The organism is Nocardiopsis sp. MG754419, from assembly GCF_018207095.1.
Taxonomy (GTDB): domain Bacteria; phylum Actinomycetota; class Actinomycetes; order Streptosporangiales; family Streptosporangiaceae; genus Nocardiopsis.
In genome coordinates this window covers 1-15136 of the sequence record NZ_QOCZ01000050.1, presented here as the reverse complement: position 1 = coordinate 15136, position 15136 = coordinate 1, and the positions used below count along the sequence as shown (strand labels likewise).

Genomic DNA, 15136 nt, shown 5'->3' with positions numbered 1-15136 from the left:
CGGGTGCCGGTACGGCACCCGCCCCTCGTCATCAGGTGGGTTCGTGCCCTTCACCGGGCTCCGGTCCCGCGCCCGGTCGGGGCGCTCCCTACGCTCGGTCCCGCGCGATCATGCGCCCCTCGACGCTGCCGGCGGTGACCTCGGCTCCGCGCAGAAGGGTGCGACGGACCCGCCCCTTGAGCTCGGCACCGTCGTAGGCGCTCACGGGGTTGCGGTGGGCCAGGTCTCCCGCGAAGACCCGGAAGGGCTCCTCGGGGGCGAAGACGGCCAGGTCGGCCTGGTGCCCCACGGAGAGCGCACCACGCCCCTCCAGCCCGGCCACACGCGCGGGCCCGGCGGACATCCACCGCACGACCTCCGCCAGGGGCACCCCACGGCGCGCCGCCTCGGTCCACATGGCGGACAGCCCCACCTGCAACCCGGCGACTCCGCCCCACGCCGTACCGAAGTCACCGGTGTCCAGGTCCTTGAGATCGGGGGTGCTGGGCGAGTGGTCGCTGACCACGCAGTCGATGAGCCCGTCCCGCAGGGCGCGCCAGAGCAGGTCGCGGTTGGCCGCGTCACGGATGGGCGGGCAGCACTTGTAACTGGTATCGCCCGCCGGGATCTCCTCCGCGGCCAGGGTGAGGTAGTGGGGACAGCTCTCCACGGTCAGCGGCACGCCCTCCGCTTTCGCTCGGGCGATGAGGGGCAGCGCCGAGGCACTGGACAGGTGCAGGATGTGGGCCCGTACCCCCGTGCGGCGTGCGGTCTCGATGACCAGAGAGATCGCCGCGTGCTCGGCCTCGTCGGGACGTGAGGCCAGGAAGTCCGCGTAGTCCCGTCCGGAGGCGGCCGGGGCCGAGTCCAGCACGGTGGGGTCCTCCGCGTGCACGATCAACCGACCGTCGAAGGCGCGGATGGCGACGGCGGCCGCGGTGAGCCGTGCGGGGTCGAGGTGGCCGAACTCGTCCACCCCGGAGGGCGAGAGGAACGCCTTGAACCCGAACACCCCCTCGGCCCACAGGTCGGCGAGGTCGCCGGTGCCATCGGGGCCGGTGTTCTCGGGGACGGCCCCACCCCAGAAGCCGACGTCGACGGCGAGCTTGCCCGCGGCGGCGGCCTGTTTGACCTTGAGGGCCGCGGCGGTGGTCGTGGGCGGCACACTGTTGAGCGGCATGTCCACGATGGTGGTCACCCCGCCCAGGGCCGCGGCCCGCGTGGCGCTGGCGAAGCCCTCCCACTCGGTGCGTCCGGGCTCGTTGACGTGCACGTGGCTGTCGACGAGCCCGGGCAGCAGGACCTCGTCCGCGGCCAGGCGCAGTTCGTTCAGCGCCGTCACGGAGGCGTGCGCGTCGGGGAGGACGTCGGTGATCCGCCCCTGGTCCACCACCACCGCGACGGGGCGCTCGCCCTCGGGGGTGAGGGCGCGGTCGGCCCGGACGACGAGTTCGTGTGGGCTCATCACTGCTTCTCCTGTCCGACCCGGCGGGTGGCGAGGGCCTCGATTCCGGCGGCGTCGGTTCCGCAGGCGTCGACGACCTCGGTCTCCTCCAACGCCCCGCAGCGCAGGCCGCGCGCCAGCACCGAGGCCAGTGCCTGGGCGGTGGCGGGTTCGTCCATGACGTTACCGCCGGCCTGGCCCAGGTAGGCCTGGAGGCGGGCGGCCGCCGGGGCGAAGGCCTCGCGGTAGAAGGCGTAGGTGGCCAGGTAGCGGATGGGCAACTGGTGCGGGTGCAGGTCCCACCCCTGGTAGAAGCCGCGTTCGAGGGAGCGGCGTACCAGCCCGGCGTGCAGCCGCCACGCGGCGTGGACCTCGGCGGGGGTACCGGTGGGGAGGATGTTGCTGCCCCCGTCCGAGAGCCACACGCCGGTCCCGGCCGCGGCCACCTGCATCACGGACTTGGCGTGGTCGGCGACGGCGTGCGCCAGGCTCTGGTGGGCGGCGGTGATCCCGCAGGCCGCGCTGTAGTCGTAGGTGCCGTAGTGCAGGGCGGTGACCCTCCCCCGACCGGCCTGGATCATGCGGGCGACGGCGACGGTGCCGTCGGGCAGCAGGATCGACTGGGGGGTCTCGATCTGCAGCTCGAAGCGCAGCCGACCGTCGGGCAGCCCGAGACGCCGCTCCAGACGTTCGCTCAGCCAGACCATGGCCTCGACCTGCTCCACCGAGGTGATCTTGGGCAGGGTGAGCACGAGGTTGTCGGGCAGGGAACCGTGTTCGGCCAGGAGGGTCCGCAGGAACAGGTCGAGTGTGCGCACGCCGCGGTGCCGTCCGGCCGCCTCCATGCCCTTCATGCGGATTCCGAAGTAGGGCGTGGCCTCCCCCTTCGCCAGGTCCGCGGCGAAGGCGCGGGCGACCGTGAGTACGTCGCGGTCCTCCGCCTCGTCGCCCGGAGCCCCGTAGCCGTCCTCGAAGTCGGCCCGCAGGTCCTCGATCGGTTCCCGGACGAGTTTGTCGCGGACCCTGGACAGGGCCTCCTCGACGGCGGCCCGACCGAGGCCGGTGGCCTCGGCCAGGTCCGCCGCGCGGGGGGCGAACTCGTCGAGCGCGGCCAGGGAGCGGGCGCCCCAGTCGGCGGCCAGGCCCGGACCGACCCGGTCGGCCGGGACGTAGACGCTGTGGACGGGCTGGCGGCCGCCCCGGTCACCGGGATACTCGCGGTCCAGTCGCGCGTCGGCTTCGGCGAGCCGGGTGTCGAGTTCGGTGGCCAGGTCGCTCGAACCGGTCGGGATGTCACTCGCCACGTGGGGTGTCCTCCTCCGTCGGTAGCACCGATCCCCCTCGGAGACCGGTCAAATTTCTATATGCGGATACTAACTTTTGCTATCCGGAAGAACAAGGGTCCGGTCGTCGCGAGGCACCCGGGGCGGAAGGATCCGCGTGGAAGCAAGAGCGAAAGGCCCCTTTCGTATTGCAGAATGAAGACGTGACCGTAGCGGCCCTCAGTATGGGAGCACGACCCTTGTCAGCCTCACAGACCCCCCACACGGACCCGCCCCGCACGACCGCGGAGTCCTCGCCGACTCCTCCGGCCTCCCCCTGCCCACCATCCACCGCATCATCCGCACCCTGGTCGGCAACGGCTACGTCCGGCAGCTCCCCTCCCGCCGTTACGCCCTCGGCCCCCGGCTGATCGGCCTCGGCGACAAGGCCGCCCAGATGCTCGGGACCTGGGCCCGCCCCCATCTGGCCCAGCTCGTGGAGGACCTCGGTGAGACCGCCAACCTCGCCATGCTCGACGGGGACAAGGTCATCTACGTGGCGCAGGTGCCCTCACCGCACGCCATGCGCATGTTCACCGAGGTCGGACGTCGCGTCCTGCCGCACTCAGCGGGGGTGGGCAAGGCCCTGCTGTCCCAGCTGAGCGACGAGGACGCGCTGGCCACCGTGCGCCGCACCGGCATGCCCGCCGCCACGGACCGCACCATCACCGACTCCGACACCTTCCTCGCCGAACTCCACCGCATCCGCGAGACCGGATACGCGATCGACGACGGCGAGCAGGAGGTCGGTGTGCGCTGCGTGGCCGTCTCCGTCAAGGACGCACCCTCGGGCATGGCCGTGTCCATCTCCGGCCCCGAGGCGCGGGTGAGCTGGGACTTCGTGGACCGTGCCGCCCCCATCGTGCAGAAGTGCGCCACCGTCCTGGCCACCGACCTCAACAACCAGACCTGATGCCGGTCCGGGACGACCGGGCCGCGAGGGACGCACACGAAGAGGGGCCCCGACCATCACCGGTCGGGGCCCCTCGTCACACGCGTGCGGCGCCTACGTCTGCTGGTCGAAGCCCAGCTTGCGCAACTGCTTGGGGTCGCGCTGCCAGTCCTTGGCCACCCGCACCCGCAGGTCCAGGAAGACGCGCTGACCCAGCAGGCCCTCGATCTGCTTGCGGGCCCGCGAGCCCACGTCCCGCAGACGCGAACCCTTGGAACCGATCACGATCGCCTTCTGGCTGGAGCGCTCCACGTAGAGCGACGCGTAGATGTCCACCAGCTCCTTGCCGGGCTTGGTGTTCTCCCGCTCGTACATCTCGTCCACGACCACCGCGATGGAGTGCGGCAGTTCGTCGCGCACACCCTCCAGAGCGGCCTCACGGACGAGTTCGGCCACCAGCATCTCGTCGGGTTCGTCGGTGAGGTCGCCGTCCGGGTACAGCGGCGGCCCCTCCGGGAGGTGCGAGCACAGCACGTCGGTGACGGTGTCCAACTGGTAGCCGCCCTGGGCGGACACCGGGACGATGTCGGCCCAGTCGCCCAGATCGTTCACGGCCATCAGGTGCTCGCCGACGGCGGCCTTGTCGACCAGGTCGGTCTTGGTCACCAACGCCACCACCGGAGTGTTGGTCTGCTCGGCCAGCTCCTTGGCGATGTAGGTGTCGCCCCGACCGATCGGCTCGTTGGCCGGCAGGCAGAACACGATCACGTCCACCTCGACCAGCGTGGACCGCACCAGCGAGTCCAGCCGTTCCCCCAGAAGGGTGCGGGGTTTGTGCAGGCCCGGGGTGTCCACGATGATCAGCTGGGCGTCGGGACGGTGCACGATCCCGCGCACCGTCCGCCGTGTGGTCTGCGGCCGATTGCTGGTGATCGCCACCTTCTGCCCGACCAACGCGTTCATCAGGGTGGACTTGCCGACGTTCGGGCGGCCCACGAAGCACGCGAAACCGCTACGGAAGCCCTCGGGGTAGGAGGGCATCTCCAGCGGGACGCGGAGCTTCTCAAGGTCGAGGTCGTTCATGGGTCCTTCTCAGCGACGGGTGATGGTCGCGGGCACCCCGTCGGGGGCGGCGATCACCACCACCTGGGTCTTCAGGTCGTCCGCCACCGCGCGGTCGTCCTCGGTCAGATCCCGGGCCTCGGTGACGATCACCGCGGCTTCGAGGGCGGTGGCCTCGCCGGAGACCGCCGCGGCCACGGCGGCCTGGAGCGCGGACAGGCGCAGCGACGGCAGCGACACCGTGGCGGCCGCGTACGTGCGCCCGGTCTCGTCGCGCACCGCGGCGCCCTCAGCGGTCGCGTTGCGGGCCCGGGAGGCGCGCGCGAGCGTGATGAGCTTGGCGTCCTCGGGGCCGAGCCCCGTCGTGTCCGTCACTGGTCCGTGCTCCTTACGTTCTCTTCCTTGCCCTGGCCGGGCCCGGTCGCCTCTACGGGCACCTGTTCCACCAGCACCGTCGTCATGCGGTTGCGGCGGCTGCTCTTGCCCTCGAGGGTGAGCCTGAGCCCAGCGTATTCCGCCTGGGCCCCTCCGGCGGGGACCCGACCCAGCACGAACGCCACCAGACCACCGACGGTCTCGACGTCGGACACGTCCAAGTCGTGGTCGGGGAAGAGTTCGGCGAGTTCGCCCAGCGGCAGGCGGGCCGTCACCCGCACGCGGGAGTCGTCCAGCCGGTCGACGGGCGGGATCTCGTGGTCGTACTCGTCGGTGATCTCACCGACGATCTCCTCAACGATGTCCTCCAGCGTGACCAGCCCGGCGGTACCGCCGTACTCGTCGATGGCCACGGCCACGTGGTTGCGCTGCTTCTGCATCTCGCGCAGCAGTTCGTCGATCGGTTTGGTGTCGGGAACGTAGGTGGCCTGACGCATCACGTCACCCGCGGTGAGCGGCACCTCCTCACCCCCGCCCGCGACCGCCGCCCAGCGGTCGCGCAGACGCTCCACCAGGTCCTTGAGGTAGACGATGCCGACGACGTCGTCCTCGTCCTCGCCGGTGACCGGGATGCGGGAGTACCCGCTGCCCATGGCCAGGGTGAGCACCGCGTCGGCGTCGGCCTCACGTGCGGTGAAGACGATGTCGGGCCGGGGCACCATGACCTCGCGCACGGAGGTGTCGTCGAGCTTGAACACGGAGTGGATCATCTGCCGTTCCTCGGCGTCGATGACCTCCCCCCGCTCGGCCAGGTCCACCAGCTGACGCAGTTCGGTCTCGGTGCTGAAGGGGCCCTCGCGGTCGCCCTTGCCGCGCGGGGTGAGCGCGCGGCCGGCCCCCACGAGCAGGCGGGCCGGCGGGCCCAGCACGATCTGCAGCGGTTGGACGACGGTGGCGCTCGTCCGGGCGATGGGCCCGGCGAACTGTCGGCCGAGGATACGCGGGGTGATGGCGATGAGGACGCACTGCACCACGATCATCACGACCGCGGTGATCACCAGCGCCGGCCAGCCGAGACCGAGCAGGAACACCACGCCCACACCGGCGGCCAGGACGGCGCACACCTCGCAGACCACACGCAGGAACAGCAGGATGTTCAGGTGCGCGGTGGGGTCGGCGGCCACACGATCCCAGGCGCGGCTCGCCTTGAGCACGCGCTCACCGTAGGTGGCCTCCATGCCGACCGAGACCACGCGGGTGACGGCGACCTCGGCGGCCACGAGGAACCCGGCCATCGCGGTCAACAGCAGCGCCACCAGCAGGGCCAGTGCCCATTCCCAGGGCGCACCGGTGCTCACCGGGGCCAGGTCGGGCCAGATCGCGCTCATCGGGCGGTCTCGTCCCCTTCGTCCACGGTCTCCCGCGCGTCCTCGCGCTCCTGCCAGGAGGCGAGGATCTCGCCCTGGAGACCGAACATCTCCTTGTGCTCCTCCGGCTCGGCGTGGTCGTAGCCGAGCAGGTGGAGGATGCCGTGGGTGCACAGCAGGTCGATCTCGGCCCGGGTTCCGTGCCCGGCCGTCTCACCCTGGCGCTCGGCGACCTGGGGGCAGATGATCACGTCGCCGAGCACGCCCGGCTCGCTGGTGCGGCCGGGGCCGCCGGGACGCAGTTCGTCCATGGGGAAGGAGAGCACGTCCGTGGGTCCGGGCTCGTCCATCCAGCGCACGTGCAGGTCGGTCATGGGTCCTTCGTCCACCAGCACGACGGACAGCTCGGCCAACGGGTGGACGCGCATGGCGTCGAGCACGTGCCGGGCCAGACGGGACAGTCTCTCCTCGTCCACGCTGGTGACGCCGGACTCGTTGGCGACGTCGATACTCATCGGTTGCGGGTGCCTCACTTGATCGGTGGTGGTCTGCGGGGGTGGCCCGCCGGTGTTCGGGAGCGCCGTATCCGACAGCGATGGGCCCGCACGCAAGGCGGACCCACCGGCCGGTGTCATCGGGCTCCCTCAGTCTGCCCGTTCCCGACCGCCCTCGGAGACGTCCCCTCCGTGGGAGTCGTCGGTGGGGCGGCGTCCACGGCGCGGCCGTGGCTTACCGGGGCCGCCGTCGCTCTTGCCCTGAGCGGCGTCGTAGCGGCCGTAGGCGTCGACGATCTGGCCCACGAGCTTGTGCCGGACGACGTCCTCACTGGTCAGTCGACAGAAGGCGATGTCGTCGATGTCACGCAGGATGTTCTCGATCGTGCGCAGGCCACTGGTCTGGCCCCCGGGCAGGTCCACCTGCGTGACGTCACCGGTGACCACGATCTTGGACCCGAACCCGAGCCGGGTCAGGAACATCTTCATCTGCTCCGGTGAGGTGTTCTGCGCCTCGTCCAGGATGATGAAGGAGTCGTTCAGGGTCCGTCCCCGCATGTACGCCAGGGGTGCGACCTCGATCGTGCCGGCGGCCATCAGTTTGGGGATGGAGTCCGGGTCGAGCATGTCGTGCAGCGCGTCGTAGAGCGGCCGCAGATAGGGGTCGATCTTGTCGTAGAGGGTGCCGGGCAGGAACCCCAGGCGCTCACCGGCCTCGACCGCGGGGCGGGTGAGGATGATCCGGTTGACCTCCTTGTCCTGGAGGGCCTTGACCGCCTTGGCCATCGCCAGGTACGTCTTGCCGGTACCCGCCGGACCGATGCCGAAGACCACGGTGCGCCGATCGATGATGTCGACGTACCGCTTCTGGTTCACCGTCTTGGGACGGATGGTCTTGCCCCGGTTGGACAGGATGTTGGTGGTGAGCACGTCCGCGGGACGTTCGGTTCCCGGCGAGCGCAGCATGTGGATCATGCGCTCGATGGTGTCCGGGGTGACGTGCGTGCCGCTCTTGGCGAGTTCGATGAGCTCCTCCACGAGGCGGACCACGACGGCGGTCTCCTCGGGGGTGCCCTTGATCGTGAACTCGTTGCCACGGACGTGGATGTCGCTGTCGAAGGCCCGTTCCAGCGCCCGGAGCAGTTCGTCACCCGAGCCCAGCAGGCTGATCATCGTGTGTTCGTCCGGCACCACGACCTTGACCTGTCCGTCCTGGTCCGGGTGCGTGTGAGTTGACTCGGCCATGGTGTGGCCTTGCGGCCGCTGTCCCTACCCTTCGGTCACGGGCCCCACGGTGGGGCCGGCCCGGGCCCTGCACCGCGGTCGACGGCGCCGTTCACTCCCACCCCGGGGGTCGGGGACCCCCGAAGCGGCCGTTGGGGCCCTGACCGTCGAGTCTATCAACGAGGACCCGGCGGACTCGATCCGTCGACGCGGGCCCGATCGGGCCGTTGCCGTGCCGGGAGACGGCCGGGTCGGGCCCCGTTCGAAGGCGAGGGTGCGACCCGCCCGGGGATCCTACCCGGGTGGCCAGTTCAGGCCACGGCCACCGAGCAGGTGTCCGTGGAGGTGGAACACGGTCTGCCCCGCGCCCGCCCCGGTGTTGAACACCAGGCGATAGCCGGTGTCGGCGACCCCCTCGGCCAGAGCGACCTCGTGGGCCTCCCGGACCACCGCGTCCAGCACGCCGGTGTCGGTGGCGGCCGCGGTGGCGGCGTCGGGAAGGTGGTCGCGCGGGACCACCAGAACGTGGGTGGGCGCCTGGGGGTTGATGTCCCGGAAGGCCACGGTGCGGTCCCCCTCACGGACGATCTCCGCGGGCACCTCCCCCTTGACGATCTTGCAGAAAAGGCAGTCGGGATCGACCATCGCGTACCTTCCGTCTCGGGCCCCGCCCGTGCGGGCGGGGGTTCTGCGGATGCGTCCGAGGACCATGATGCCGCAGTGATCGGAAGGGCGCAGGGGGCCCGCGACAGAGATGAACTCTCAACCTTTCCGCAACCGATCCGATCACGCTTCCCCTTCGGGACTGAGTTCCGACACGATAGTCTTTGCACCCGTGCGCGTCAGGGCGGGGGCTCGACCTGCCGTTCGCCCGAATACCGCGTCTTCGGAACGGAACGCACGTCTACTTGGAAAAGAAGAGGTATGCCCTTTCGTAAACCCCGCGACAAGGGTGTGCGTCGAACTCATGTGACGACAGAAACCATGGTGGCCGGCGCCACTACGGCGCCGCTCTCGGTCGAGTGGGACGCCGACCACGCCGTGACGGAGCTCTACAGGGAGCACTACCGTCCGCTCGTTCGGCTCGCGGCGCTCCTGGTCCGAGACCACGCGACCGCGGAAGAGGTCGTCCAAGACGCTTTCGTGGCCATGCACGGAGCCTGGCGCCGCCTGCGGGACCCCAACAAGGCCCTGTCCTACCTCCGACAGGCCGTGGTGAACAAGGCGAGGTCGGTCCTACGGCACCGCGCCGTGGTCGAGAAGCACGCCCCCAAGGCGCTGCCGGACGCCCCCAGCGCCGAGCACGGCGCCATGAACCTGTTGGAACGCGAGGCCGTCATCCGGGCCCTGCGCACACTACCCACCCGTCAGCGAGAGGCCATCGTGCTCCGGTACTACGGCGACCTGTCCGAAGCACAGATCGCCGACGCCATGGGCATCAGCCGCGGCGCGGTCAAAAGCCACACCTCCCGTGGCGTTGCCGCACTCCGCTCTGCACTGGAGCAGACCACATGAGCAGCCCCAACGATCCGAACGAACTGGAATTCGAGGACCGACTCCGACAGGTCCTTCGCGCCGAGGCGGACGAGTTCACCCCTTCGGGCGAGGGCCTGCAACTGATCCGAGAACGCACCGAACGCCGACGCGGCGCCCTCTGGTTCGGCCTTCCCTGGCTGCGACCGGTGGTCGCGGTGGCGGGCGCGGTGCTCATCGCCGCCTCGGTGATCATGTCCAGCCCCCAGGTACGCGACCAGGTACTGGAGATGGTCCCGGCCGGGGCCGACCGCGAGGGCACACCCCCGGCCGAGGGGAAGGACGAGGGTGGCGGTGTGGCGGCGCCGAGCACGGCGACCGACTCCGCCACCGGGTCCAGCCAGCCCTCCGACGTGCCCGAGGACGACCCGAGGTCCACCCCCTCCCCCGAGGACGAGGAGGGCTCCGAGGACGAGGGCCCCCAGTCCACGTCCACCTGCCCGCCCCGGGAAGAGGTCACGCCCACCGCGACCGGTTCCGAGCGGGACAAGGACGACAAGGACACCAGGGCCTCCGACGACCCCGACTGCGACCCGGAACGGGAACCGACCGACGAGCCGACCACCGGCCCCGGCACGGACCCCGGAACCGACCCGGGAGAGGACCCGGAGGACGACCCGACCTCGGGTGGCGGTGGTCCCGGTAGCGGCAACGGGAACACCGGCGGGGAGGACGACGGCAACGGCGGCACCGGCGCCGAGTGAGGCCACCCGGCCGACGGACGCACACCATGACGAAGGAGAAGGGGCCCGCGCTCACGGCGCGGGCCCCTTCTCCTGTTCGGTGGGTGCCGGTCACCACCGGCCGGTGCGCGCCTGCAACACCGACAGCGCCGCCACTCCCGCGGTCGAGGTGCGCAGGACCGAGGTGCCCAGGAGCACACGGACCGCACCCGCCTCGTCGAACGCGGTGAGTTCGGCGTCGGAGACCCCGCCCTCGGGTCCCACCACCAACACGATCCGGGTGGCGGACTCCGGCAGGGGCGTTCGGGAGAGCGGTCGGGCCGCCCCCTCGTGCAGCACCAGGGCCAGGTCGGCCTCGGCGATCAGTGCCGCCGCGCCCCGGCGGTCCACCGGCGCGGTGACCTCCGGCAGGTGGGCCCGTCGGGCCTGTTTGCCGGCCTCCCGGGCGACGGAACGCCACTTGGCCAGGGCCTTGTCGCCCCGGTCGCCCTTCCACTGCGTAACGCACCGTTCCGCGGCCCAGGGGACGATGGTGTCCACCCCGACCTCGGTCATCGTCTCCACGGCCAGCTCGCCCCGGTCCCGTTTGGGCAGGGCCTGGAGAACGGACAGGTGCGGCCGGGGCCCGGGTTCGTCCCGACGCTCCAGCACACGGCAGACGAGGGCGTCCTTGCCGACGACCTCCTCCACCGCGCAGCGGGCCCGCAGGCCGAGACCGTCGGAGAGATCGACGGTCTCGCCCTCGCGGACGCGTCGGACCGCGGCGGCGTGCCGCCCCTCGGGCCCGTCGAGCCGGATCCGGTCGGCGGCCAGGGCCGCGGTGTCGACCAGGAAGACCGGTGGTGTCACTTGTTCGCGCCGAAGGCGTCGCGGATCTTGGAGAAGAACCCACCATGGCCGGGGCTGAACCGACCGGGGCTCTGGTCCTCGCCGCGCAGTTCGGCGAACTTGCGCAGGAGCGCCTCCTGCTCCTCGTCGAGCTTGGCCGGGGTCTCCACGTCCACACGGATGCGCAGGTCGCCTCGGCCGCCACCGTCGAGGTGCGTGACGCCCTTGCCGCTCAGGGTGATGACGTGGCCGGAGTTGGTCCCCGGGCGCAGGTCGATGTTCTCCGTGCCGTCGAGCGTGTCGAAGGCGAAGGAGGCGCCCAGCGCGGCGGCGGTCATCGGCACCGTGATGGTGCACTGCAGGTCGTCGCCGCGGCGCTCGAAGGTCGGGTGGGCCTTCTGGACGACTTCGAGGATGATGTCGCCACGGGGTCCGCCGTTGGGGCCGACCTCGCCCTCGCCCGCGAGCTGGATCCGGGTGCCGTCGTCCACACCGGCGGGGATCTTGACCGTGCGGGTGACCTTCTCCCGCACCCGGCCCTCTCCGGCGCAGTCGCCGCAGGGGTTGGTGATGACCGAGCCCTGCCCCGAGCACTGCGGGCACGGACGCGAGGTCATGACCTGTCCGAGGAAGGAGCGCGTGACCTGGGAGACCTCACCCTGGCCATGGCACATGTCGCACGTGGTGCGGTGCGACCCGGCCGCCGTCCCCTCGCCCTGGCACGTGTCGCACAGGATGGCGGTGGGGAAGGTGATCTCCTTGCTCACGCCGAAGGCGGTCTCCATCAGGTCCAGCTCGATGCGGATCTTGATGCTGCGTCCGCGTCGGACACGCTCCCGGGGGCCGCGCCCACCGGGCTGACCTCCGCCGAAGAAGGCGTTCATGATGTCGTCGAAGGCGAACCCGCCCGCGCCGCCGAAGCCGCCGGCGCCACCGCCCCCGCCTCCGGGTGCGTAGGGGTCCTGCCCCATGTCGAACATCCGACGCTTGCCCTCGTCGGAGAGGACCTCGTAGGCCTGGGTCACTTCCTTGAAGCGCTCCTGGGTCGCCGGGTCCGGGTTGATGTCCGGATGCAGCTCGCGTGCGAGCCGCCGGTACGCCTTTTTGATCTCGTCCTTGGACGCGTCGCGACGCACCCCGAGAACCTGGTAATAGTCTCTGGCCACTGAGTTACTGTCCTGCCAAAATCTGTCCGACATACCGGGCCACCGCACGGACGGCGCCCATCGTCCCTGGGTAGTCCATCCGGGTGGGTCCCACCACACCGATCTTGGCCAGCGACTGGTTTCCCACACCGTAGTCGGCCGACACGACGGAGGTGGACCGAAGGCCCTCGTGGAAGTTCTCCGCGCCGATGCGCACCGTGAGCATCGAGGGGTCCTTCGCCTCACCCAGCAAGCGGATGAGGACCATGTTCTCTTCCAGTGCTTCGAGCACGTCCCGCAGGCTCGCCGCGAAATCGACGGCGGCGAGGTTGGCGGTTCCCGCCAGGACGATCTTCTCCTCGTGGCGTTCCACGAGGCTTTCCAGCAGGACCGAGAGGACGGCGACCGCGACGGGCCGGTCCTCCGGTGCGACCTGGGCGGGAAGGTCGTCCACCGCGTCCGGAACGTCACCGAGGTGCTTTCCGGCGATGGCGCGGTTGAGCATGGTGCGCAGGTCGTCGACCACGCTCTCGCGGACCGAACCCAGCAGGTCGATGACCCGCTGTTCGACCCTTCCCGTGTTGGTGATGACGACCATCATGATGCGCCGACCGCCGAGCGGCACGAGTTCCACGTGCTGCACCGACGACCGGGTCAGTGATGGGTACTGCACGATCGCGACCTGACGGGTGAGCTGCGCGAGCAGCCGCACCGTGCGGGCGACGATCTCGTCGAGGTCCACGGCGCCACCGAGAAAGGACTCGATGGCACGGCGTTCGGCCGCGGAGAGCGGCTTGACCGAGGAGAGCCGGTCCACGAACAGGCGGTAGCCCTTGTCCGTGGGCACCCGCCCGGCGCTGGTGTGCGGCTGGGCGATGTACCCCTCCTCCTCCAGCGCGACCATGTCGTTGCGGATGGTCGCCGAGGAGACCCCGAGGGGGTGACGGTCGGCCAACGCCCGGGAACCGACGGGTTCGTTGGTGTTGACGAAATCCTCGACGACGGCACGCAGGACCGCGAGCTTGCGCTCATCCAGCAACTCGCCACCTCCTGGCACTCCGTGGTCCTCAGTGCTAATTCTATGCCCGGCCGCAAACCCGCGCGGCTACCCGCCCGTCCCAACACGGTGGCGGGGCCGACTTCTTCCCACCGGATCGGCGACGTGCGCCACCCGCTCCCTGCGGTTCGAGAGCCCTCACCAGTACACTGCGTCATCGTGGCTACCAAGGGAACCGGCCGCTACGGCCGCGACGTTCTGGCGGGAGACTGGCGACGTCCCAAGAAGGGTGCGGTGAGCGAGATACCCCTCAGCCGTGACCTGGTCGTGGAGGACGCCGACGAGACGTTCTGCGGGGCGGTGGTGTCCTGGGACAAGGCGACCGTCACGCTGGAGGACCGCTCCGGGGTACGGCGGGTCTTCGAGTTGGGCCCCGCCGCCTTCCTGGTGGACGGGAAGCCCGTGACACTGGTGCGCCCCGCCGCCGAGCCGCAGGGGCCCCTGCGCAGCGCCTCGGGTTCGATCGCGGTACGGGACGCGCGGGCGCGCACCGCGCGGGAGAGCCGCATCTACGTCGAGGGCGCCCACGACGCCGAGTTGGTGGAGAAGGTGTGGGGCCACGACCTGCGTGTGGAGGGCGTGGCCGTGGAGTTCCTCGAGGGTGTGGACGACCTGCCCGCCGTGGTGGAGGAGTTCGCCCCGGGTCCGGGACGCCGGTTGGGCGTCCTCGTCGACCACCTGGTGCCGGGGTCCAAGGAGAGTCGGATCGCGGAGCGGGTGCGCGGCGAGGACGTGCTCGTGGTCGGTCACCCGTACGTGGACGTGTGGCAGGCGGTCCGTCCGAGCGCGGTGGGCATCCGGGCCTGGCCGGAGGTGCCGCGCGGACGCCCGTGGAAGGAGGGTGTCGTGGACGCCCTGGGCTGGCGGATGGAGACGGGTGAGGCATGGCGCCGCATCCTGGGCACCGTCCGTGGCTACGGTGACCTCGAACCCTCGTTGCTGGGACGCGTCGAGGAGCTCATCGACTTCGTCACGGGCCCCCATCCCCTGGAAGACTAGAGCCTGTTCGTCGCACCACGGGGAGTGGTCGTCCGTCCGGGCCCCGGCGGAGTGCGCCTCCCGGAGCCCGGGGAGGGAACGCGGGGGCGTGAGGAACGCACCATCGCACCCCGGGTCCGGAGGGTCGCCGACGCTCCGTCGGGCACCCGGGTCATGGCCGGAACACCGGCGTAGGCCCTGACGAGCACGGCCCGGGACCGCGGGAGCATCGGCCCCGCAGGCCCGGCACGTCCGAACAGCACCACCGACAGCGGATCCGAGGAAGAGCATGAGCCAGACCCCGTCGAATCCCCCGTCTCCGGACGAACCACAGGGGCAGGGGCGGCAGCAGCCTCCCACGCCACCACCGGCACCCGCACAGGTGGAGCAGGGGCGACCCGGACAGGCACCGTGGCCTCAGGGGCCGCACGGCCCCCAGGGATGGCCCTCAGGCGCACAGCAGGGCCACGGAACGCACCCGGGCCCCTCCGCCCCGGAACAGCACCCCCGGCAGCCGCAGGCGCCCCATTCGACCTCGGGTGGGCACCCGGGATGGGGATGGGCCTCCGGTGGCGGACAGCAGGGCGGCCCAGGCCCGGGGGGACCGGGCGCGCCGACGGGCGACGGGCAGTGGTCGCAGGCACCGCGGCAGCCCTCGGGCGGGCACCCCGGCCTCCCTCCGCAGGGTTTCCCTCGGCCGCCGGAGCAGCCCCCCGGGGCCCAGGCCCAGGGTCGGCCGCCCGGCCCTTCGAC

Annotated in this window: 15 protein-coding genes and 1 pseudogene; 4 read left to right on the top strand and 12 right to left on the bottom strand. The window is 71.0% G+C overall.

Annotated features, from left to right (window positions below; translation table 11 throughout):
* Positions 1-88 precede the first annotated feature (88 nt).
* Both allB and DSY14_RS12045 read right to left on the bottom strand, forming a co-directional pair.
* Positions 89-1444, bottom strand: a complete 1356-nt coding sequence (gene allB / locus DSY14_RS12050) for an allantoinase AllB (RefSeq protein ID WP_211716604.1) — start codon at positions 1442-1444, stop codon at positions 89-91.
* Entirely contained in the window at positions 1444-2727 is a 1284-nt protein-coding gene (locus DSY14_RS12045) for an aldolase (RefSeq protein ID WP_211716603.1), read from the bottom strand. Before DSY14_RS12045 ends, allB begins: the two co-directional genes overlap by 1 nt.
* A 271-nt stretch (positions 2728-2998) precedes the next feature.
* Between DSY14_RS12045 and DSY14_RS12040 the strand changes: the two are divergent.
* A pseudogene (locus DSY14_RS12040) lies at positions 2999-3658 on the top strand (IclR family transcriptional regulator); the annotation flags it as partial.
* A gap of 93 nt (positions 3659-3751) precedes the next feature.
* Here DSY14_RS12040 and era read toward each other — a convergent pair.
* The 6 genes from era to DSY14_RS12010 all read right to left on the bottom strand — a co-directional run bounded on the left by era (position 3752) and on the right by DSY14_RS12010 (position 8804).
* The gene (era, locus tag DSY14_RS12035; protein WP_211716602.1) at positions 3752-4720 is read right to left on the bottom strand and encodes a GTPase Era; all 969 of its coding nucleotides are present in this window, start codon (positions 4718-4720) and stop codon (positions 3752-3754) included.
* A gap of 9 nt (positions 4721-4729) precedes the next feature.
* On the bottom strand, positions 4730-5074 hold the full coding sequence (locus DSY14_RS12030) for a cytidine deaminase (RefSeq protein ID WP_211716601.1): 345 nt from the start codon (positions 5072-5074) through the stop codon (positions 4730-4732).
* Positions 5071-6462, bottom strand: coding sequence for a hemolysin family protein (locus DSY14_RS12025; protein ID WP_211716600.1), 1392 nt, complete (start codon positions 6460-6462; stop codon positions 5071-5073). Before DSY14_RS12025 ends, DSY14_RS12030 begins: the two co-directional genes overlap by 4 nt.
* Complete coding sequence (gene ybeY / locus DSY14_RS12020; protein WP_211716599.1) at positions 6459-6956, bottom strand: rRNA maturation RNase YbeY; 498 nt, start codon at positions 6954-6956, stop codon at positions 6459-6461. The genes DSY14_RS12025 and ybeY overlap by 4 nt, the downstream gene beginning before the upstream one ends.
* 129 nt (positions 6957-7085) lie before the next feature.
* The gene (locus tag DSY14_RS12015) at positions 7086-8180 is read right to left on the bottom strand and encodes a PhoH family protein (protein WP_211716598.1); all 1095 of its coding nucleotides are present in this window, start codon (positions 8178-8180) and stop codon (positions 7086-7088) included.
* 273 nt (positions 8181-8453) lie between these two features.
* On the bottom strand, positions 8454-8804 hold the full coding sequence (locus tag DSY14_RS12010) for a histidine triad nucleotide-binding protein (protein ID WP_211716597.1): 351 nt from the start codon (positions 8802-8804) through the stop codon (positions 8454-8456).
* A 339-nt stretch (positions 8805-9143) separates the two neighbouring features.
* On the opposite strand from DSY14_RS12010, the gene DSY14_RS12005 reads away from it, so the two are divergent.
* Positions 9144-9674: a SigE family RNA polymerase sigma factor gene (locus DSY14_RS12005; RefSeq protein ID WP_211716639.1), complete on the top strand. Its 531-nt coding sequence runs from the start codon at positions 9144-9146 to the stop codon at positions 9672-9674.
* On the top strand, positions 9671-10396 hold the full coding sequence (locus tag DSY14_RS12000) for a hypothetical protein (protein ID WP_211716596.1): 726 nt from the start codon (positions 9671-9673) through the stop codon (positions 10394-10396). Before DSY14_RS12005 ends, DSY14_RS12000 begins: the two co-directional genes overlap by 4 nt.
* A 90-nt stretch (positions 10397-10486) precedes the next feature.
* On the opposite strand, the gene DSY14_RS11995 is transcribed toward DSY14_RS12000, so the two are convergent.
* Genes DSY14_RS11995 through hrcA form a run of 3 tightly spaced genes read right to left on the bottom strand, consistent with a single transcriptional unit; the run spans position 10487 to position 13387 of the window.
* Positions 10487-11224: a 16S rRNA (uracil(1498)-N(3))-methyltransferase gene (locus DSY14_RS11995; protein ID WP_211716595.1), complete on the bottom strand. Its 738-nt coding sequence runs from the start codon at positions 11222-11224 to the stop codon at positions 10487-10489.
* Entirely contained in the window at positions 11221-12369 is a 1149-nt protein-coding gene (gene dnaJ, locus DSY14_RS11990; protein WP_211716594.1) for a molecular chaperone DnaJ, read from the bottom strand. The genes DSY14_RS11995 and dnaJ overlap by 4 nt, the downstream gene beginning before the upstream one ends.
* 4 nt (positions 12370-12373) lie before the next feature.
* A complete protein-coding gene (gene hrcA, locus DSY14_RS11985; protein WP_211716593.1) occupies positions 12374-13387 on the bottom strand; it encodes a heat-inducible transcriptional repressor HrcA in 1014 nt (337 codons plus the stop codon).
* Positions 13388-13564: 177 nt separating this feature from the next.
* Between hrcA and DSY14_RS11980 the strand changes: the two genes are divergently transcribed.
* Entirely contained in the window at positions 13565-14404 is an 840-nt protein-coding gene (locus tag DSY14_RS11980; RefSeq protein WP_211716592.1) for a DUF3097 domain-containing protein, read from the top strand.
* A 427-nt stretch (positions 14405-14831) separates the two neighbouring features.
* Here DSY14_RS11980 and DSY14_RS11975 read toward each other — a convergent pair.
* A partial coding sequence (locus DSY14_RS11975) for a hypothetical protein (protein WP_211716591.1) occupies positions 14832-15136 on the bottom strand: 305 nt, incomplete at its 5' end.

Bases quoted from the DNA above. Each gene is read 5' to 3' on its own strand.
- DSY14_RS12005 (WP_211716639.1), top strand. From the start codon at position 9,144: ATGGTGGCCGGCGCCACTACGGCGCCGCTCTCGGTCGAGTGGGACGCC.
- DSY14_RS12015 (WP_211716598.1), bottom strand. From the start codon at position 8,180: ATGGCCGAGTCAACTCACACGCACCCGGACCAGGACGGACAGGTCAAG.
- DSY14_RS12010 (WP_211716597.1), bottom strand. From the start codon at position 8,804: ATGGTCGATCCCGACTGCCTTTTCTGCAAGATCGTCAAGGGGGAGGTG.
- DSY14_RS12025 (WP_211716600.1), bottom strand. From the start codon at position 6,462: ATGAGCGCGATCTGGCCCGACCTGGCCCCGGTGAGCACCGGTGCGCCC.
- allB (WP_211716604.1), bottom strand. From the start codon at position 1,444: ATGAGCCCACACGAACTCGTCGTCCGGGCCGACCGCGCCCTCACCCCC.
- era (WP_211716602.1), bottom strand. From the start codon at position 4,720: ATGAACGACCTCGACCTTGAGAAGCTCCGCGTCCCGCTGGAGATGCCC.
- DSY14_RS12000 (WP_211716596.1), top strand. From the start codon at position 9,671: ATGAGCAGCCCCAACGATCCGAACGAACTGGAATTCGAGGACCGACTC.
- ybeY (WP_211716599.1), bottom strand. From the start codon at position 6,956: ATGAGTATCGACGTCGCCAACGAGTCCGGCGTCACCAGCGTGGACGAG.